Below are 19,444 nucleotides of genomic sequence, written 5' to 3'. Positions count from 1 at the left end.
CAAAGCATGAAAAAGCTATTCTCCGAAGGTGACACCCGCGTTTACCGCCACCAGGTGGAGATGGCCGACCTGGCGGCATTCCCCAACGGCCTGGTGCATGCCGTCTGCTCGACGTTTGCCCTGGCCCGCGACATGGAGTGGACCAGCCGCCTGTTTGTACTGGAAATATGTGACGACGACGAAGAAGGTATCGGTACACACCTAAGCATCGATCACAAATCCCCGGCTTTTCCGGGAGAAGAGATTATCTTTACCGCCCGGATCGAATCGCAACACAACCACGAGCTGTTGTGTACGTTGGAAGCATCCGTGGGCGACCGGCTCATCGCCACCGGGCGCACGGGACAAAAGATCCTGAAGCGCAATAAGATTGGGCAACTATTAAAACAACCATGACGAAACCCAGATTTTCGAACGATATTAACATCAGAAACCGTCAGGCAGGATATGAATACGAGCTGCTCGACCGTTATGTGGCAGGGATGGTGCTGCGGGGCACAGAGATCAAGTCGATCCGCGAAGGTAAGGTCAACTTGCAGGATGGCTATTGTTATACGAGCCATGGGGAGCTTTTTGTAAAGGGGATTACGATCACACCCTACGCGCAGGGAACGCATTACAACCACGAAGCCGGCCGGGAACGGAAGCTGCTGTTGAAGCGTTCGGAGATAAAAAAACTGGAAGGTAAGATGGAAGAGAAGGGCTTGACCGTCGTGCCCACCCGCCTGTTCATCAACGACCGGGGCCTGGCAAAAATAGAGATTGCTGTAGGCCGTGGTAAAAAGCTGCACGACAAACGTGACTCGATGCGCGAGCGTGATGCCAAGCGTGAATTGGACCGGCTAAAACTGAAGTAAGAAGTCCTGCTTTTTTATAGTTCAAAGACCCCCGATTGAATTGATGGATTATACAGATTACGGCGTATGCCGGCTTAGTGTAGTGCCGGTGCGTGCCGCTGCAGCGGATACGTCCGCACAAACAACCCAATTACTATTTGGTGAGCATTACGAAGTGACCGAGCAAACGCGCGACCGCGCGTGGTTGCGTGTTCGGATAGCGTATGACCAATATGAAGGGTGGCTCGACGCGCGTCAGCACCACAGTGTGTCGCGCGAGTACTTTGATTATCTCAACCGTACCGAGTTTAAGATCACCACCGATCTGACGGCCAGCATCCTGTACAATAAAAGTCCAATTCCCATTTTGATCGGTAGTATAATTCCGATCTCCAGCTCGGAGCTGTTCAAGATGGAAGAACAGTTTGCCTTCAACGGCGATGCTAAAAATCTGGGCCAAAAACGTGAACCCGAGTTTCTGTATAAGATGGCCTATAAATATCTGAACGCCCCGTGCCAGGGGGGCGGCAGGGGCCCGTTCGGCATCGACTCCTCAGGCTTTACGCAGATGGTTGCCAAGCTCTGCGGCTATACATTGCTGCGCGATGTGTGGCAACAGGCCAATCAGGGAAGGGCTGTTAAATCGTTCCAGGAGCGCAAAATGGGCGACTTGGTTTTCTTTAAGGATGCCGAAGGACGCATTGTCCACACGGGTATTTTTCAGGGAGGTGATAAGATCATCCATGCGTCTGGCCGCGTACGCATCGATGCGTTGAGCGAGGCCGGCATTGAGGATTTCGACACCAAACAGCTCACATACGCTTTCGCCCACATCCGGCGGATCCTGCCGGATTAAAGCCCAGAAGGGTTTTCCCGCGATTTTTATCGTCGTCTACTCGTCCTGTAACCGTTGCTTTGTATCGTTCTGGCGAGTATATTACCAGCATGAACAGCCGCGTGCTCGTGCTCAATCAGGACAATAGCCCTCTCATGGTGTGCTCGGTAGAGCGTGCTTTTGTGCTGGTGTTCATGAACAAAAGCGAGCTGGTGCGCACGGCCAACGGGCACAAGCTGCACTCCGTCACGCAGAGCTTCCCCATGCCTTCTGTCATTCGCCTCAACCGCTACGTAAACGCCCCCTACAAGGGCGTTAATCTTACCCGGCAAAATATATTCAAGCGCGACAATCACGAGTGCCAATACTGTGGTACTAAAAGGGAGCTTACAATCGACCACGTCATACCCCGCGCCCGAAAAGGTGCCGACTCGTGGACCAACCTGGTGACAGCCTGTAAGCGCTGCAATGCCAAGAAGGGCGACTACATGCCCGAAGAGGCCAACATGGTGTTGCGTAAAAAACCGTATAAGCCGTCCTACGCCATTTTTCTGAAAGACCACCACAACAATTCCTCCGGCGAGTGGGATGCTTTCCTCGGACACCACCCCCATTAACAGCGCCGCCTGCCATCATGGGCATTTGCCCTAAATTTCCCCGCGGAATTATACCGTGTGTTTGGTTCACGCGTTTGCGGTGGCTATACTTGTCGTTATGTTCAACTTACAACAGAAAACGGCCGTCATCACCGGCGGCGGAAGTGGCATTGGTAAAGCCATTGCCACCTTGTTCGCCCGTCAGGGCGCATCGGTTTATATTCTTGAGCTCAACCAGGATGCCGCCAACGCTGCGGTGAACGATATCATTGCCGCAGGAGGCAAAGCCACCGCCCTGGCCGTCAATGTCGCCGATCAGCGCCAGGTGAAAGACGTGCTGGCCACGGTTGCCCAACAGGCCGGCCGCATCGACATACTTATCAACAGTGCCGGAGTTTCGCACATCGGACGCCTGGACAACACGCCCGAAGAAGATTTCGACCGCGTCTTCCAGGTAAATGTGAAAGGTGTATATAACACCATGCTGGGCGCCATCACCCACATGCGCGCGCAGGGTGGAGGCGTGATCCTCAACCTCGCGTCGATCGCTTCCAGCGTAGGCTTGCCCGACCGCTTTGCATACTCCATGAGCAAAGGTGCCGTCTTAACCATGACACTCTCGGTGGCGAAAGACTACATAAAAGATAATATCCGCTGCAACTGCATGTCGCCCGCCCGCGTACATACTGCATTCGTGGATAACTTCCTGGCCAAGAATTATCCGGGCCAGGAGGAGGAAATGTTTGAGAAGCTCTCAAAGACACAACCCATCGGCCGCATGGGCAAACCCGAGGAAGTAGCAACGCTGGCGTTGTACCTGTGCTCAGACGAGGCTTCGTTTGTGACCGGGTGCGATTACCCGATCGACGGGGGCTTCATACGCCTGAATAACTAAGCATAAACTGGATCTTGTACTAGCTGTATCGAAATTTATACTATGAAACTATTGCGCTTTGGTGAGCCCGGCACCGAAAAACCGGGAGTACTCGTCGGAAATGATATTGTAGAGGTATCGTCGTTTGGCGAAGACTTTGGTGAAAAGTTCTTCGAGACCGATGGCATCGCACGGCTGGCCACCTGGCTGCAACAGCACCCCGACCTGCCCAGGGTAAAACAACCCGTGCGTCTGGGGGCACCGTTCCAACGCCCTTCCAAGATCATTTGCATCGGATTGAACTATTCCGACCACGCAAAAGAAACAGGCGCTGCACTGCCGAAGGAGCCGATCATATTCTTCAAGGCTACCACGGCACTGGTCGGCCCGAACGATACACTCGTAATTCCCAGGAACAGCACGAAGACAGACTGGGAAGTGGAGCTTGCCGTCGTGATCGGTAAAAAGGCAACCTATGTGTCCGCCGAAGAGTCATTGAATTATGTCGCCGGCTATTGCGTGCACAACGACTACAGCGAACGCGAATTTCAATTGGAGCGCGGGGGACAATGGGTGAAAGGCAAGAGCTGTGATACATTTGCGCCGATGGGCCCGTACATGGTGACCCGCGACGAAATAAAAGACATCAATAATGTCAAGCTGTGGCTTAAGGTTAACGGCAAGACATACCAGGACGGCACCACCGCCAACATGGTCTTCAACGTAGCATTTCTGGTAAGTTACGTAAGCCAGTTTATGACCCTTCTGCCGGGTGATGTAATCTCGACGGGTACACCAGCAGGGGTAGGGTTGGGTTTCAATCCGCCGATCTACATCAAACCCGGCGACGTCGTCGAGCTTGGCATCGAAGGCATGGGCGAACAACGTCAGGTAGCAAAAGCATATTAAATACCGCATGTTGCTCGATAGCCACCAGCATTTTTGGCAGTATGATACAGTGCGCGACGCATGGATCACAGAAGACATGGCCGTACTCCGCCGGGACTTCCTGCCGGAAGATCTCAAGCCCATACTGGATCAGAACCATGTCGGTGGCTGTGTGGCCGTACAAGCCGACCAGTCGGAAGCCGAGACGCACTTTCTGTTGGCGCTGGCCGGCCAACATGCGTTTATCCGGGGCGTTGTCGGGTGGGTAGACCTGTGCGCCGATGACCTGGAAGATCGGTTGGCATACTTTTCGTCATTCAAAAAGCTGAAGGGGTTTCGTCACATTGTACAGGGCGAGCCGACGGGCTTTTTGCGTGATCCGCGATTTATCCGGGGGGTGCGCATGCTGGCGCGGTATAATTACACGTACGACCTGCTGCTCTACCATCATCAGTTGGACGAGGCACTGCACTTTGTGCAGCAAGTGCCCGAAGTAAAGATCGTGGTAGATCACCTGGCCAAGCCGTCTATTCGCACCGGCGAGAAAACACAGTGGGAACTGAACATGGCGGCACTGTCGACATTCGACCACGTTTCGTGCAAGGTGTCGGGCATGGTGACAGAAGCGGACTGGCAGCAATGGAAGCCTGCGGATTTTTATCCATACCTGGACGAGCTCTTTGAGTCGTTCGGCCCTTCACGGCTGCTCTATGGGTCTGACTGGCCGGTATGTTTGCTGGCGGCTAATTATGAGCAGCAGCTTTTTATAATACAATCGTACCTGGCCAACGTATCGGCCCGGGAAAAGGAACAGGTGCTCGGCGAAAATGCCGTAAACTTTTACAATCTTTAGTCATGGATCTATTGCTAACAGACAAAGTCATCATCGTCACCGGCGGTGCGAAAGGCATCGGCGAAGGGATTGTCGAAGTCCTGACCCGGGAGGGTGCGATGCCCGTCATTGTAGGCCGCAGCGAAGAAGACAACCAGAAAGCCCTCGACAAGATCGGAGGAAAAGGCCTGCAGGTGGTAGCCGAGCTCACCCGCCCGGAAGATTGTCAGCGTGCAGTAGAAGCCGTACTGACAAAATATGGTCGCATAGACGGCCTGGTAAACAACGCCGGCGTGAACGACGGCGTGGGACTGGAACGCGGCTCGTACGAAGCGTTCATAGCCTCTTTGCACAAAAACCTGGTGCATTATTACCTCATGGCGCATCATGCATTGCCCGCATTAAAAGCGTCACGCGGCGCAATCGTTAATATCAGCTCCAAGACGGCCGATACCGGCCAGGGCAACACCTCTGCCTATGCCGCATCCAACGGTGGTCGCAACGCGCTGACGCGCGAATGGGCCGTTGAGCTGCTGCCCTATGGCATCCGGGTTAATGCCATTGTCGTGGCAGAATGCTATACACCCCTGTACGATGCCTGGGTCAAAACCCTGCCCGATCCGGAAGGCACGTTGAAACGGATTACCGAACGTATACCGTTAGGCAAACGCATGACGACAGCGGAAGAGATTGCCAATACCGCCGTCTTCCTGCTTTCGGAGCGCTCGAGCCATACCACCGGCCAGCTGTTATATGTCGATGGGGGATATGTACACTTAGACCGGGCGTTGGCCTGATTGCTATGAGAAAGTATTGCCTGGCACTCGACCTGCGTGACGATCCCGCCCTGATCGCAGCCTACGAAGAACATCACCGCCACGTGTGGCCGGAGATCATACAAAGCATTCGCGATGCGGGTATTGTACAAATGGAAATATACCGTGTTGCTACGCGGCTGTTTATGATCATGGAAGTATCCGATACATTTTCATTTGAAGCAAAAACGAAGGCGGATGCTGCTGACCCCGCCGTGCAGCGCTGGGAAAACCTCATGTCTAACTACCAGCAACACTTGTCATTTGCTCCCGCAAACACAAAATGGGTGTTGATGGACCGTATTTTTAAGCTTACGTAACGTTCTTAGCATCAGTTTGAACCCGGGAACTTAAAGGCCTGGAAAGACTGTTATTTTGAAAATTGTACCGTTTGGTATAATTTTGCGACCGATATGACCAAAGCTGAACGGACACGCCAATTTATTATCGAGCAAACGGCCCCGTTGTTTAATAGCAAAGGCTATGACGGCACCACGCTGACCGACCTGATGGATTCCACCGGTTTGTCGAAGGGTGCGCTGTACGGAAACTTTCGCGATAAAGACGAGATCGCGCTCGCGGCGTTTCACTATGCTATCGACACCATGCGCACACGACTGCGCGATGAGCTGGAACAAAAAAACACCTATAAGAAACAGCTAATAGCGCTGTTTGATTTCTTTGGTGAATATGTATTTAATCCGCCCATCGCCGGCGGCTGCCCGCTGTTGAACACAGCCGTGGAGGCCGACGACCACCGTATATCCATGCGCCGCCTGGTCGCGCGCGAATTAGTGGAGACGGTAGAATTTATAGCTTCGCTCATTGAAAAGGGAATCGAGTCCGGCGAATTTAAAAAAGGTACAGACGCACATCAAATGGCCTACGTATTTTTTTGCTCCATTGAAGGAGCTGTCATGTTTGCACGGGCCGAGCGTTCGGAAGAACCTATGCAGATCGTCATCAAACACTGTAAGAACTTAGTAAAACAAATCAGCAATTAACTTTATGAAGCAACGAAGAGTAGTGGTTACGGGCATGGGCGCGTTAACCCCGCTGGGGAACACCGTGCCGGAATTCTGGAGCAATCTGATTGCGTCCAAGAGCGGTGCCGCCCTCATCACCAGCTTTGACACAACAAAGTTTAAAACCAAGTTCGCGTGTGCGCTGAAGGGGTATGATCCGCTGAACTACTTCGAAAAATCCGAAGTGCGCAAGCTCGATCCCTTTGCGCAATATGCACTGGCCTCCTCCGAAGAAGCGCTGAAAGATTCGGGGCTCGACCTCGACAAGATCGACAAGACGCGTGTAGGCGTGATCTGGGGCTCCGGCAACGGCGGCTTCTATACTTTCCAACAAGAAATACTGGAATACGGACGTGGTGATGGTACACCGCGCATCAACCCGTATTTTATACCCAAAGTGATCGTAGACATCGCATCCGGATGGATCTCGATCAAGCACGGTTTTATGGGACCAAACTTCACCACCGTGTCGGCCTGTGCTACATCCAACACTGCGATTATCGATGCGATGAACTATATCCGCTGGGGCAAGGCCGACATCTTTGTAACGGGCGGCTCTGAGGCCGCCATCAACGAAGCGGGCATCGGCGGGTTTAGCGCGTTGAAAGCCCTCTCCACACGCAATGACGACCCCGCCACCGCGTCACGTCCGTTTGACGTAGATCGTGACGGCTTTGTCATGGGCGAAGGCGGCTGCGCACTCATCCTAGAAGAATACGAGCATGCGAAGCAGCGCGGCGCCCGCATCTATGCCGAAGTAGCCGGTGGCGGCATGTCGGCCGATGCGTATCACCTGACGGCCACACACCCCGAAGGCGCCGGTGCCGCACTCGGTATGAAGTGGGCGCTGGAAGATGCCAACCTGAATGTTACGGATGTAGACTATCTCAACCCACACGCTACTTCTACACCGCTCGGCGACGAGAGCGAGCTCAAGGCTGTTTCAAAAATGTTTGGTGAGCATACCAGCAAGTTGTTGATCAGTGCTACGAAGTCGGCAACAGGTCACTTGCTGGGAGGAGCCGGGGCGATCGAGGCGATCGTGTGCATCAAGGCAATCCAGGAAGGCATTATACCGCCGACGATCAACACCCAGAACATCGATCCCAGTATGCCGCAAGGATTAAACATCGTTCTGGGTAAGAGTGTAAAGGCTACCGTAAATGTGGCCATGAGCAATACCTTTGGCTTTGGCGGCCACAACGCTACCGCAATATTCAAGAAGGTCGATTAATCGACCTTCTTGAATTGCGTATACTATTATTTCTTCTTTACTGTAAACGATTGGCGTAACCGTTCATCTGCCGAATGGCCGCCAATTACTACGGTATACGTGCCGGGCGTTATTTCCCACTGGCTCTTCTTCAGGTTCCATTTCTGTAGGTCCGCTACCGGTATTTTTAGCGTTACATCGTTCTCGCCGTTTTGCGCAACATACGCCCGCGCAAATTGCTTCAGCTCTTTTAACGGCATGCGCTCGCCCGCAGGGTATTGAATGTAGGCTTGAACTACTTCCGCGCCACCCTGCTTGCCGGTATTCTTCAGGTGGACGGTCATCGCCACCGTATCCTTGCTTTGGTACGTCGCGGCAGGCTTCTGCTTCCAGCTATAGTCGAAGGAAGTATAGCTTAGCCCATAACCAAACGGATACTGCACTTTGCCTGCAAAGTAACGATAGGTTCTTCCCTTTACATGATAATCGTCATAGGCAGGCAGATCCTTAAAAGATTTATAGAACGTGACAGGTAGCCTGCCCGAGGGTGATACTTTTCCAAAGAGAACATCGGCAAGCGCATTGCCGCCCTGTGCCCCCGGATACCAGGCCAACACAATGGCGTCGGCATACGGCTCGAGCGCAGCAATGTCGACGGCGCTACCAGCCGTCACAACAGCAACAATGGGCTTCTGGTGGCGCTTGCGCAAAGCCTTCAGAAAGGCGATATGACTGGCCGGAATACTCAGGTCTACCCGGTCACCACCATTCGCCGCCAGGAATGCGTCGCCTTCTTCACCTTCCAGCACGGGCGTGAGACCGAGCACGGCGATGGAAATATCGCTACCCTCCGCATGCCAAAGGCCACCGAAGTGCACACTGTCTACGTCGTTACAACCCATGTCATACTGCACGGTAACCGCCGGTCCGGCAGCTTGAGTAATACCTTCGACAAAGGTGGATACATCGCCCGAGACACCGTGGTAGTTGGCCAGCAACGCATCCAGCGAGGCCGCATTCGGCCCCAGGATCATGATGCTGTTATATTTATTCTTCGGCAAGGGCAGTATATTCTTGTTGTTCTTCAGCAAGACCATCGACTGCTGGGCCGCGCGGCGTGCGAGGGCTGTATGCGCCGCATTGCTGATGCTTTCCGCACCGAGCGAAGTATAGGGTACCTGGTTAGGAGCATCGTAGAAGCCAAGCTTAAATTGTGTACGGAGGGCGGGGATCAGGGCATTGTCTATATCTGATTCCGTAACGAGCTTTTGCTGCAGGGCTTTTTCAAGATCTTTCTGCAACAAACCGGAACAGTCGATGTTAACACCCGCCTTTACAGCAGCGGCCGCTACGTGCGCAGCATCGGGCATCGTTTTGTGACGCAGATAAATATCATCGAGGGCGCCGCAGTCCGTTACTACATGTCCTTTAAACTTCCATTCGTCGCGCAGGATCTGTTGCAGCAGTGTATTGCCTGTACAGCATGGCTCGTCGTTCACGCGGTTATACGCGCACATCACAGACTCCACACCGGCATCCACGAGGGCATGGAACGCATACAGATAGGTCTCGCGCAGGTCTTTTTCGTCGACGCGTGCGTTGAAGGTGTGGCGATTAGCCTCAGGACCGCTGTGCACGGCAAAGTGCTTGGCGCAGGCGGAAGCTTTCAGGTATTGCGATGAATTGCCCTGCAGACCGCGGACAAAGGCCGTGCCCATGCGTGCGGTAAGATAGGGATCTTCACCGTACGTTTCCTGACCACGGCCCCAACGCGGGTCGCGGAACAGGTTGATGTTCGGCGACCAGAAAGTAAGGCCCATATACTGTATGTGCCGGTCTTGCTGCACAGCCAGGTTATACTTGGCACGCGCTTCCGTGGAGATGACGTCGGCCATGGCGCGTTGCAGGGAATCATTAAACGAGGCCGCCATGCCGATGGCTTGCGGGAATACAGTGGCTTCGCCGGCACGTGCGACGCCGTGCAGTGCTTCGTTCCACCAATTATATACCGGCACGCCCAGGCGGGGTACACCCTGGTTGTTATAACCGAGCAAGTGAATTTTCTCTTCGACGGTCAGCTGGTGCAGCAGGTCGTTTACGCGGCTGGTAAGGTCTTTCCGGGAATCGCGAAAGGCGGGGGTTGGTGTTTGACCAAACATGTGCACACTGGCCAAAAGCAAGGCGGCCAGCAGCAGGGATGTACGGGAGAAAAACAGGCGGATGTGTCGCATGCGAAAGGTGATTAATGTTGAGAGCCCAAATATTGACGGTAATTTATTGCGAAGACCTACCATCGGGATAATTTTTTTCACAAAGGTCTCCATAATTTTATTGGCATCTTTGTGTTAGATTGGCTCATACACTTCGTTTGCTAGGAGATCATCGGCCGCAAGCTTGCGGCCGTGTATCGTGTAAAACCTATTGTACCTATTCCACCATGACAAAAAAGCGGATACTCGTCATTTGTTTATGCCTATGCACGGCGCTGGCTCACGCACAAACCCCAACCGAATACACTTTCCGCGAAGGATTGGCGGCAGACTCGCTGCATCGCTACGGCCGCGAAGCGTTGGTGACCGATCAACTGACATATGCGTGGTTTACCGGACAATTCACAACCCCCGCTGCGACTGATAAAAACATCGGGTGGACAGCGATTAAAGCCGACAGTGCCGGACTTTTTAAAGGTCGTGCCATCGTAAACGGTTATTTGTATTTAACATACGAGGCCACGGCTGAACAAACGGCATTGCTACACGTGTCGGGGCACAACATGCTGTTCTTCAACGGCGAGCCGCACGCCGGCGATATTTACCGCCTCGGATGGTTATATGTACCGGTGAAGCTCAAGAAGGGTAAGAACGAGCTGCTGATCCGCTGCTCGTCATGGGCTGTGCGCCAGGGTGTATCGGCGCGTCTGCTGTTTCAGGAGAAAGCCGTGATTCTGCGCACAGACGATGCAACGCTGCCACACATCGTTGTGGGTCAATCGGCTGAGAACCTATGGGGCGCTGTTGTAGCCGTGAATGCGTCGGATAAGACGCTTACTGACCTGCATATCACAGCAAAACTGGAAGGCAAAGAAGTAACGACACAAATACCAGCGCTGACACCGTGGAGCATCCGCAAAGTAGGTTTTCGCATAGACCCTGCCACCGTCAGCGCGAAAGGCTCATATACGTGTACACTCACGATACGACAAGGTGCTAACGGCCGCGCGTTGGATGCACAAGAGATCAGGATCGATGCAATGCAACCGCAGGATCATTACAGCAAAACCTTCGTCAGTGACATCGACGGTAGCATTCAATACTATAGCGTCACGCCGCAGCTCGGAGGAAGCACGACAGCGCCGGCATTGTTCTTTTCAGTGCACGGTGCCAGCGTAGAGGCAATCAGCCAGGCACGTGCATATCGTTCCAAAGATTGGGGTGTGCTGGTAGCACCGACCAATCGTCGCCCGCGCGGCTTTAACTGGGAAGACTGGGGCCGCCTCGACGCGCTGGAAGTATTAGCACAAGCAAAGCAACAATTTACGCCCGATCCCAAACGCATTTACCTCACCGGCCACTCCATGGGCGGACACGGCACCTGGTACCTCGGCGCAACCTATCCGGGCAACTGGGCGGCTATTGCCCCTTGTGCCGGCTATCCTACGTTGACGGGCTATGGCTCCGCCGACGGTAAGATTCCGACCGAAAGCCGTTCTGCAGCCGAGAAGATGTTGCTGCGCGCCAGCAACCCCAGCGACGTCATTGCCCTGGCCGGCAACTACAAAGGCCTGGGTATATACATTCACCACGGCGACAGCGACAAAGTGGTTTCCGTTGACTACGCCCGCCAGATGCGCCGCCTGCTCGGTGATTTCCACAAAGACTTCAGCTACTATGAATATCCCGGCGGGAGCCACTGGTTTGGAAATGAAAGTGTTGATTGGAATCCAATCTTTGAATACTTCAAATGGCACACGATTCAGCCAGACAGCGCTGTGGATAAACTGGAATTCACAACTGCGAACCCTGCCATCTCTCACCACTATCGTTGGGTGTCCATCGCACAGCAGCAACACCTCCTGGACTATAGCAAAGTAGACCTCGCCCGCGACAAGAAAAAGAAAACCATCACCGGTACGACTACCAATGTTTCCATCGCGGGTCTTTCTCTGGCCGTGTTCAACACAGGCGATGTCGTCACCATAACACTGGACGGACAACCCGCGATCTCTTATACCAAAACGGCCGCCGAGTGGGTATATCTTACACGATCCGGCAATACATGGCAGGTGTCGGCTAAGCCGGATGCGAAGCAGAAAGGGGTGACGCGCAACGGCACATTCAAAGAGCCATTCAAAAACCGCATGGTGTTTGTGTATAGCACAAAAGGTACAGCGGCCGAGAACGCCTGGTCCTATGCCAAAGCACGCTACGACGCGGAAGTATGGTACTACCGTGGCAACGGCGCGGTAGACATCGTAGCCGATCAAGCTTTCCAACCGGCGAAATATCCGGACCGTGGTGTTATTCTCTATGGCAACGCAACGACCAATGCAGCCTGGAACAAACTATTGAAGAACTGTCCCATTACCCTAACGCGTAATCTTGTCACCATCGATGGCCAGCAATACCGCGGGGATCAGTATGGTGCATACTTTATGTGGCCTCGTGCTGACAGCGATGTAGCCTCTGTCGCGGTGATCGGCGGTACGGGACTGCCGGGCATGTCGGCTACCGAGCCCAACCAATATTTTGCCGGGGGCAGCGGGTTCCCCGACTACACGATCTTGTCTACAGAGATGTTGAAGAGCGGCGCGGATGGCATCCTGTCGACCGGATACTATAGCAACGATTGGCGTATAGAGACCGGAGAGCGTACGACAAAGACCGGCAATACCAACACCGATACACCAAAAAAATAATAACATGATGAGACGTCTGATACTGCTGGGACTGGTCGCGTGCATGGCGGCTCTGACCGTACACGGCCAGGATAACCTGCACCGTCAATCAACCGTCTATGAATGGCCTGCCGACACCCAGGTTCGGCAGAAGCTGGAACACTGGCGCGACCAGAAGTTCGGTATGATCATTCACTGGGGATTATACGCCGTACCCGGCATTATCGAATCGTGGGAGCTCTGCTCGGAAGATTGGATCTCACGCGACAGCACGATCACCTACGATGCGTATAAACAATGGTATTGGGGATTAAAGAAAGATTTTAATCCCACACAATTCAACCCCGACCAGTGGGCACAAGCGGCAAAGGACGCCGGCATGCGCTACGTGGTATTCACCACTAAACACCACGATGGGTTCAACATGTTCGACACGAAACAGACCGACTTCAAGATTACCAACGGTCCCTTCGCAAACCATCCGAAAGCAAACGTAGCGAAATATGTATTTGAGTCGTTCCGGAAGCAAGGCTTTATGATCGGTGCCTATTACTCCAAGCCTGACTGGCACTCGGAGTATTTCTGGTGGCCGCGATACGCAACGCCAGATCGCAACGTAAACTACGACATCCGGAAGAATCCCTGGCGGTGGAACAAGTTCAAGCAGTTTGCCTACAATCAGGTCAACGAGCTCATGCACGACTATGGCGCCATCGACATCTTGTGGCTCGATGGGGGCTGGGTACGACCGCTGGAAACGGTAAACGACGAAGTGCGTGCCTGGGGCGCGGCAATCCCGCCGTGGAGCCAGGAAATAGATATACCCCGCATCGCCACCATGGCGCGTGCCGCACAACCCGGCCTGCTGATCGTCGACCGCACGGTACATGGCCCTTACGAGAATTACCAAACGCCCGAGCAGCATATACCGGCGACCAGGCTCGATCATCCGTGGGAGAGCTGCATCACCCTGGGCGGTGCCTGGGGCCACGTTCCCAACGACAAGTATAAATCGGCTGCCAAAGTCATTCACACACTCGCAGAAGTGGTAGCCAAAGGCGGAAGTCTTTTACTCGGCGTAGGCCCGACCCCCGAAGGGACACTGCGGCAAGAACAGATCGACCGCTTGAAAGATATCGGCGCCTGGTTAACCCGCAACGGCGCGGCGATCTACGACACCCGTCCGGCAGCGCATTATCAATCAGACAAAACATTCTTCACGACCAATACTGCGGGAAAACTATTTGCTATTTCCTGTCTTGCCGAAGACATGCCCATGCCGCGCACGGTATCCTGGAAAGGAAATGTACCCCGCAAAGGCACACGCATGACGTTGCTCAGCTCCGGCGCTACCGTAAAATGGTCGGTACAGGGCGACATTGTAACGGTGTCAATACCGGCATCGGTTGCCAAAAGCTATACGCCGGCGCTGACCTTAGCCTACGACGCGGGCAAGTAGTCGCCCATCAAATGTCGCTTTTCCACCTTTCAACCGGGATTTACAACGGTTGTAATGATTCCTTTTGCCTTCTCCCAAAAACTTGCAATTTCATTTCGTAGTACGGTCAAAAAGTTAGATTTTTAAGCCCGTTTGCGTACACGGAGCAAATTTCTGATATACTTGAGAAGGGTGGAAAATGGTATTTTGAAGCGGGTCAATGCCTTGCAGGTGGGGGAGGCTACCCTATGGGAGCATTTTAAGCAGGGGGACGAGGGAGCTTACGCGCTGATCTATCGGAGGTATTTTTTCGACCTTTATCAATACGGCAAGAAAATATCCGACGATCAGGACCTGATCAAAGACTGCATTCAGGATTTGTTCGTCAAGCTGTGGCACAACCGCGAGAACCTGAACCAGACGACCTCGGTCAAATATTATTTATTCACTTCGCTCAAACATAAGATCCTCGATGTCCTGAAATCGGCCGCCATTCGCTACAAGGCAGCGGAAGATCCACTGGAGCTCGATATGGCCGATGAAAACGCCGGCGATGAGGTATACGACGATCAACGCGAGGATGTGCTGCGTGCGCTCAATACCCTGTCACATCATCAGCAACAGCTGCTGCACCTGAAATTCAACAAGCAACGTACCAACCAGGAGATTGCCGCCGAGCTGGGTATCACGATCCAGTCGGTGTACAATGCTGTATTTAAGGCCCTGCGCTCGCTCCGAAAACAATTGCATTAAGAGTCGGGATAATTATTTTCATTTTTTGGTATTAGGAATAGACGATTTACGCGTCTGGGTTAAAGTGCTGGTGTTCTGCCAGTGCTGGATTAGGTTTGGGATCCTCTCTACCTTCACCGCGAAAGGGGTGGAGGCGAGAGGATTTTTTTAAATTCGCGTCGTATGAAATTCCCATCTGTTTTCTTCCTGCTTCTTTTGATCTTCTGTGCCCCCGTGGCAAATGCGCAACGTCTTTACGACCTGAACAAGGCCTGGAAAGCCCGACGAGCGAGTGAAGTACAGGAAGACGGCGCAGCCCTGTCGCGTGCGGCAGGCAGCCTTACGGGCTGGATACCGGCACGTGTACCCGGCACCGTACTGACCACGCTGTTGGAAAACGGTCTGGTGCCCGACCCGTTCTATGGCATGAACAACGAACGTATCCCCGACATCTATAAAACGGGCAATGCGCATTATACCTATTGGTTCGTAAACGACTTTACCTATCCGGCCCTCGTTGCCGGCGATCAGGCCTGGCTGCACCTGCGCGGTGTAAACTATCGCTGCGATGTATTTCTCAACGGCGAGAAACTGAACGCCAAACCGCACAATGGCATGTTCCTGCGCCAGGTATACAACATCACAAAAGCGCTCCGGCCCGGAGGCACCAACCGCCTGGCGGTGATTGTACACCCGGCCGATGTCGCGGGCAACCCCAATGGTGGGCAAGGTGGCGATGGTACCATTGCAAAAAATGTAGCACACCAATACGTCGCGGGGTGGGACTGGATTCAACCCATTCGCGACCGGAACACCGGCATCTGGGATAAAGTATGGATCGAACAAACGAAGTCAATTAACATTAAAAATCCGCACGTAGTGACACGCGTGCCGGGTAAACGCTTCCCGGAAGGCAACCAGGCACCTGCACTGATCAACGTTTCTGCTGAGTTGGAGAATCCTACTGCGGCAAAAGTAAAAGGTACGCTCACCTATACGCTCGATGGTCAGACAGTATCACAGGCGGTGACAATTGCTCCGCAGCAAACGCTCACCGTCACCCTACCAGTATTGACACTTAGCAACCCCAAACTCTGGTGGCCCAACGGCTACGGGGCGCAGCACCTGTATACATCGTCGCTGCAATTTACCGAACAAGGTAAAGGTGCATCAGATGAAGAAAAGATTACCGTCGGTGTGCGGGAAGTGCGCACAGCCTGGAATACCCATACCCGCAGCCGCGAGGCATCCGTGAACGGGCAGAAGATTTTTATCAAGGGCGGCAACTGGATTATTTCCGATGCCATGCTCCGTTTTTCGGATGCGCGGTATGACGCCGAAATCCGATTCCACCGTGACATGAACCTCAACCTCATTCGTGTGTGGGGTGGAGCATTGATCGAGCGCCCGGAGTTCTTTGCAGCCTGCGACCGCTATGGTCTGCTCGTCATGCAAGACTTCTGGATGTCGGGTGATTGCAATGGCCGCTGGCTTGACCCCATGAAGACCGAAGACCAATGGACCCGTCGTAACTATCCCGATGATCATAAATTGTTTATTGCTTCGTGCGAAGACCAGATCAAAATGGTACGCAACCACCCGTCGCTCGCCATGTGGTGTGGTGGTAATGAGATCACCCCGCCGGCCGACATCCTGAGCGCCCTGCGCGACGATCTGCTGCCGCGCCTGGATGGCACACGTTGGTTTGCTGAATATTCCAACACCGACAGCATGTCCTATAACAGCATTGGTGGCAATGGCGATGGCCCTTACGGCATTCAGAATATTCGTACGTTCTGGGAAGATCGCACCTTCCCCTTCAACTCCGAAGTAGGATCGGTGGGTGTAGGCGACGCCGTTTCACTGGAGCGTTTTCTGCCGGAAGCAAACCGCGTAGCGCCCGATGATCCCAACCGGCGCATCGACTCCGTATGGCAATATCACAAATACATCGGCTATGATTCGTCTGTATACCGCTACGGCAAACCGAAAGACATGGCCGACTTCGCCAACAAAGCACAGCTCGTAAACTATGACCAATACCGCGCACTGATGGAAGGCTTCAGCGCGCACATGTGGGATTGGTATACCGGCACGATCATTTGGAAAACGCAAAACCCCTGGACAGCACTGCGTGGCCAGATGTACGACTACTATCTCGATCCCAACGCGTGTCTCTACGGCTTGCGCAAAGGCAGCGAGCCGCTGCACGTGATGTGTAACCCGGTAACAGGCATGGTGATGGTAGCGAACAATACCTTCGCGGCCTACAACGATCTGATGCTGGTGGTAAAAGCATACGACGCGACTGGTAAAGAACGCCTTATCACGCAAGTGTTTGTCGGTATTGAGCCTACCGATGCGAAGAAGTATCTCTCGGTAAAAGGATATCTGAATCAGCCGGGACAACCGAAGGACGTATTCCTGTCGTTGCAGTTGCTGGACGTGAAAAAGAACGTGGTCAGTGAGAACTTATACTGGATGCCGGATGCAAAAGGATCCTATCCGGGATTGAATCAACTGGCGGCCGCACCGGTAAAAACAACTGTCAAACGCCTGGGCGCTGGGCAGGTGTCGGTAACGTTGAAGAACCCTGCTGGCAGCGCCGTGGCGTTCTTTAATCGTGTGTCGTTGATTGATGCGAATACGAAGAAACGGCTGCTGCCGGTGTTTTATAGCGACAACTATGTTTCTGTTGTACCAGGAGAAGAGAGGACTGTAGTGCTCGACTATACACCGGGCAATGTGCCTGTAGCGGTAACGGTTAGTGGGTGGAATGTTTCTGAGCAGATTATTCCGGTAAATTAGAAACTGATCCGTAAGTTCAGGGCATAATTAAACAGTTAAAACGCGTGAGCAGTAAAAGAGGACAAGCACTTCCATTCGGAATCGTAGCAATCGTTTTAGGATGGACCATATTTAAACAATTCGATTTTGAGCATTTCAAATTCGAAAAACCGGCATTAGCGATTGTCTATATATTGACCTTTATAATGTCTGTTTACTTTCTTGTTAAGAACATGAAAGGAAAATAACATCAGTCTCCGGGCTGACACTGCTAAAAATCAAAACGGCTTGAGCAAACCAGAAATCAGAACTTCAGCGTAAAAATTGTTTGTACGTCAGGTTCGGACTCGGCGGTGATCGAGCCGTTGTGCATTTGCATGATCTGGCGCGATAAACTCAGGCCGATGCCCGAGCCTGTACGCTTGGTGGTATAAAATGGCACAAAGATGCGCTCCAACGCTTCCGGAATGATGCCTGCGCCGTTGTCGATCACCTCGATCTTGATGGCATTTTCAGCATAATATCCTTTCAGGCTCAACCGGGGATTTTCGGTTTCGCACAGCGCTTCGATCGCGTTCTTGAGCAGGTTGATCAATACCTGCTCGATCATTTCCACGTCGGCTTGTATGGTGAGGTATTCCGAGTCGCAGGTACATTCGAACTGTATCTGCGTTTTTCGAAGCTCGGTCTTCATGAGCTGCGACACATGGTCCAGCAATTCTCTCAGTCGTACCGTGACCAGCTTCGGTTTCGGCAGCGAGGTATATTCGCGGTAAGCGTCGATGAATTTGATCAGGCCTTTGCTGCGGTTGGCAATCGTGCTCAGCCCTTCGCGCAGGTCGTCCGCACCTTCTTCGTTTAGTACATAGTGGCCGTCGCGCGCTTCCATTTCGTGATCGAGTATATCGCTCAGGGTAGAGGTGAGCGACGAGATGGGCGTGATGGAATTCATGATCTCGTGGCGTAGCACCTTCGTCAGGTTTTGCCAGGCTTCGAGCTCTTGCTTCTGTAATTCAGGCTGGATGTTCTGCAGGGTGACCAGCTTAATGTCTGTGCCGCGAATGCGCAGCTCGGTGGCCTGCACGGTCAGGTAAAGTTCGTTGCTGCCTTTGTATAGCTCGCTTTTGCCGGACTCTGCGCTGTGAATGGCATGGTAGAGGCCCGGGTTAATGTCGATCAGCTCGCGCAGGTTTTTGATGTTGGTAATACCCAAAAACTTTTTTGCGTTGGCATTGACAAGTTGCACATTGCCTTCGGTATCAAAAGAAAGAATACCCGTACGCACTTGTTGTACAACCGTGTTGAGGTATTGCCAGTGCTCTTCTTTCTCAGACCGCGCCTTGCGAAAGGCTTCGAGCACTTCGTTAAAGGCCAGGTTCAGGTCCTTAAAGCTCTTGCCAAGTTTATTGTCGGAAGCAAACCCCGAGATAAAGTCTGAGTAGCGCACCGATTCCAGAAAACGCGTAAGCTTCCGGTTGGTTTGGCTGACAAACCGAAAGATCTCCACGAGCTGCAGCACGACGATCAGGGCCATGAGCATGGCAGCAAACAGCATATTAGGTCGTACTACCATGAACATAAACAAGCCCATGGTACAACCCAGTAAGATTACCCGCAGGATGACGCGGGTACGGAAATCTTTAAATCCTAAGTTCAAAGTGCGCGGTTCAGCATTCCAA

General features: G+C 53.1%; 17 protein-coding genes. 15 read left to right on the top strand and 2 right to left on the bottom strand.

Annotated features, from left to right (window positions below):
* The first annotated feature begins 6 nt into the window (after window positions 1-6).
* The 11 genes from KK062_RS13840 (at window position 7) to fabF (ending at window position 7,935) form a co-directional block, all read left to right on the top strand.
* Window positions 7-396, top strand: a complete 390-nt coding sequence (locus KK062_RS13840) for a thioesterase family protein (RefSeq protein WP_254084898.1) — start codon at window positions 7-9, stop codon at window positions 394-396.
* The gene (gene smpB / locus KK062_RS13835) at window positions 393-857 is read left to right on the top strand and encodes an SsrA-binding protein SmpB (protein WP_254084897.1); all 465 of its coding nucleotides are present in this window, start codon (window positions 393-395) and stop codon (window positions 855-857) included. The genes KK062_RS13840 and smpB overlap by 4 nt, the downstream gene beginning before the upstream one ends.
* A gap of 43 nt (window positions 858-900) precedes the next feature.
* Window positions 901-1,692: a C40 family peptidase gene (locus tag KK062_RS13830; protein ID WP_254084896.1), complete on the top strand. Its 792-nt coding sequence runs from the start codon at window positions 901-903 to the stop codon at window positions 1,690-1,692.
* A gap of 59 nt (window positions 1,693-1,751) precedes the next feature.
* Entirely contained in the window at window positions 1,752-2,288 is a 537-nt protein-coding gene (locus KK062_RS13825; RefSeq protein WP_438835899.1) for an HNH endonuclease, read from the top strand.
* Window positions 2,289-2,385: 97 nt separating this feature from the next.
* Complete coding sequence (locus tag KK062_RS13820) at window positions 2,386-3,162, top strand: SDR family NAD(P)-dependent oxidoreductase (protein WP_254084895.1); 777 nt, start codon at window positions 2,386-2,388, stop codon at window positions 3,160-3,162.
* A gap of 42 nt (window positions 3,163-3,204) precedes the next feature.
* Complete coding sequence (locus KK062_RS13815; protein ID WP_254084894.1) at window positions 3,205-4,050, top strand: fumarylacetoacetate hydrolase family protein; 846 nt, start codon at window positions 3,205-3,207, stop codon at window positions 4,048-4,050.
* Between the two features lie 7 nt (window positions 4,051-4,057).
* Window positions 4,058-4,882 (top strand): amidohydrolase family protein, encoded by an 825-nt coding sequence (locus KK062_RS13810; protein ID WP_254084893.1) that lies wholly within the window; start codon window positions 4,058-4,060, stop codon window positions 4,880-4,882.
* 2 nt (window positions 4,883-4,884) lie between these two features.
* Window positions 4,885-5,658 (top strand): L-fucose dehydrogenase, encoded by a 774-nt coding sequence (locus KK062_RS13805; RefSeq protein ID WP_254084892.1) that lies wholly within the window; start codon window positions 4,885-4,887, stop codon window positions 5,656-5,658.
* Between the two features lie 5 nt (window positions 5,659-5,663).
* Window positions 5,664-5,996 (top strand): L-rhamnose mutarotase, encoded by a 333-nt coding sequence (locus KK062_RS13800; RefSeq protein WP_254084891.1) that lies wholly within the window; start codon window positions 5,664-5,666, stop codon window positions 5,994-5,996.
* A gap of 93 nt (window positions 5,997-6,089) precedes the next feature.
* Window positions 6,090-6,680 carry a TetR/AcrR family transcriptional regulator gene (locus tag KK062_RS13795; protein WP_254084890.1) on the top strand — a complete coding sequence of 197 codons (591 nt, stop codon included), beginning with the start codon at window positions 6,090-6,092 and terminating at the stop codon, window positions 6,678-6,680.
* A 4-nt stretch (window positions 6,681-6,684) separates the two neighbouring features.
* On the top strand, window positions 6,685-7,935 hold the full coding sequence (gene fabF, locus KK062_RS13790; RefSeq protein WP_254084889.1) for a beta-ketoacyl-ACP synthase II: 1,251 nt from the start codon (window positions 6,685-6,687) through the stop codon (window positions 7,933-7,935).
* A 26-nt stretch (window positions 7,936-7,961) separates the two neighbouring features.
* Here the strand turns inward: fabF and KK062_RS13785 are convergent, their stop codons facing one another.
* Window positions 7,962-10,145 carry a glycoside hydrolase family 3 protein gene (locus tag KK062_RS13785; protein WP_254084888.1) on the bottom strand — a complete coding sequence of 728 codons (2,184 nt, stop codon included), beginning with the start codon at window positions 10,143-10,145 and terminating at the stop codon, window positions 7,962-7,964.
* 206 nt (window positions 10,146-10,351) lie between these two features.
* Here KK062_RS13785 and KK062_RS13780 point away from each other — a divergent pair, with 206 nt between their 5' ends.
* The 4 genes from KK062_RS13780 (at window position 10,352) to KK062_RS13765 (ending at window position 17,786) form a co-directional block, all read left to right on the top strand.
* Entirely contained in the window at window positions 10,352-12,829 is a 2,478-nt protein-coding gene (locus KK062_RS13780; RefSeq protein ID WP_254084887.1) for a carboxylesterase family protein, read from the top strand.
* Between the two features lie 4 nt (window positions 12,830-12,833).
* Window positions 12,834-14,267, top strand: a complete 1,434-nt coding sequence (locus KK062_RS13775; RefSeq protein ID WP_317195776.1) for an alpha-L-fucosidase — start codon at window positions 12,834-12,836, stop codon at window positions 14,265-14,267.
* A gap of 171 nt (window positions 14,268-14,438) precedes the next feature.
* The gene (locus KK062_RS13770) at window positions 14,439-14,999 is read left to right on the top strand and encodes an RNA polymerase sigma factor (protein ID WP_254084966.1); all 561 of its coding nucleotides are present in this window, start codon (window positions 14,439-14,441) and stop codon (window positions 14,997-14,999) included.
* Between the two features lie 162 nt (window positions 15,000-15,161).
* Window positions 15,162-17,786, top strand: a complete 2,625-nt coding sequence (locus tag KK062_RS13765) for a glycoside hydrolase family 2 protein (RefSeq protein ID WP_254084886.1) — start codon at window positions 15,162-15,164, stop codon at window positions 17,784-17,786.
* Between the two features lie 283 nt (window positions 17,787-18,069).
* Here the strand turns inward: KK062_RS13765 and KK062_RS13760 are convergent, their stop codons facing one another.
* The gene (locus KK062_RS13760; protein WP_254084885.1) at window positions 18,070-19,422 is read right to left on the bottom strand and encodes a sensor histidine kinase; all 1,353 of its coding nucleotides are present in this window, start codon (window positions 19,420-19,422) and stop codon (window positions 18,070-18,072) included.
* Between the last annotated feature and the right edge of the window lie 22 nt (window positions 19,423-19,444).

The sequence above is a fragment of the Dawidia cretensis genome, assembly GCF_018598175.1.
GTDB classification, from domain to species: Bacteria; Bacteroidota; Bacteroidia; order Cytophagales; family Cyclobacteriaceae; genus Ohtaekwangia; species Ohtaekwangia cretensis.
Note: the sequence above shows the minus strand (reverse complement) of the source record. Positions and strands in the feature narration are given on the sequence as shown.

Bases quoted from the DNA above. Each gene is read 5' to 3' on its own strand.
- smpB (WP_254084897.1), top strand. From the start codon at position 393: ATGACGAAACCCAGATTTTCGAACGATATTAACATCAGAAACCGTCAG.
- KK062_RS13775 (WP_317195776.1), top strand. From the start codon at position 12,834: ATGATGAGACGTCTGATACTGCTGGGACTGGTCGCGTGCATGGCGGCT.
- KK062_RS13815 (WP_254084894.1), top strand. From the start codon at position 3,205: ATGAAACTATTGCGCTTTGGTGAGCCCGGCACCGAAAAACCGGGAGTA.
- KK062_RS13820 (WP_254084895.1), top strand. From the start codon at position 2,386: ATGTTCAACTTACAACAGAAAACGGCCGTCATCACCGGCGGCGGAAGT.
- KK062_RS13810 (WP_254084893.1), top strand. From the start codon at position 4,058: ATGTTGCTCGATAGCCACCAGCATTTTTGGCAGTATGATACAGTGCGC.
- KK062_RS13785 (WP_254084888.1), bottom strand. From the start codon at position 10,145: ATGCGACACATCCGCCTGTTTTTCTCCCGTACATCCCTGCTGCTGGCC.
- KK062_RS13830 (WP_254084896.1), top strand. From the start codon at position 901: ATGGATTATACAGATTACGGCGTATGCCGGCTTAGTGTAGTGCCGGTG.
- KK062_RS13765 (WP_254084886.1), top strand. From the start codon at position 15,162: ATGAAATTCCCATCTGTTTTCTTCCTGCTTCTTTTGATCTTCTGTGCC.
- fabF (WP_254084889.1), top strand. From the start codon at position 6,685: ATGAAGCAACGAAGAGTAGTGGTTACGGGCATGGGCGCGTTAACCCCG.
- KK062_RS13805 (WP_254084892.1), top strand. From the start codon at position 4,885: ATGGATCTATTGCTAACAGACAAAGTCATCATCGTCACCGGCGGTGCG.
- KK062_RS13795 (WP_254084890.1), top strand. From the start codon at position 6,090: ATGACCAAAGCTGAACGGACACGCCAATTTATTATCGAGCAAACGGCC.
- KK062_RS13800 (WP_254084891.1), top strand. From the start codon at position 5,664: ATGAGAAAGTATTGCCTGGCACTCGACCTGCGTGACGATCCCGCCCTG.
- KK062_RS13840 (WP_254084898.1), top strand. From the start codon at position 7: ATGAAAAAGCTATTCTCCGAAGGTGACACCCGCGTTTACCGCCACCAG.
- KK062_RS13780 (WP_254084887.1), top strand. From the start codon at position 10,352: ATGACAAAAAAGCGGATACTCGTCATTTGTTTATGCCTATGCACGGCG.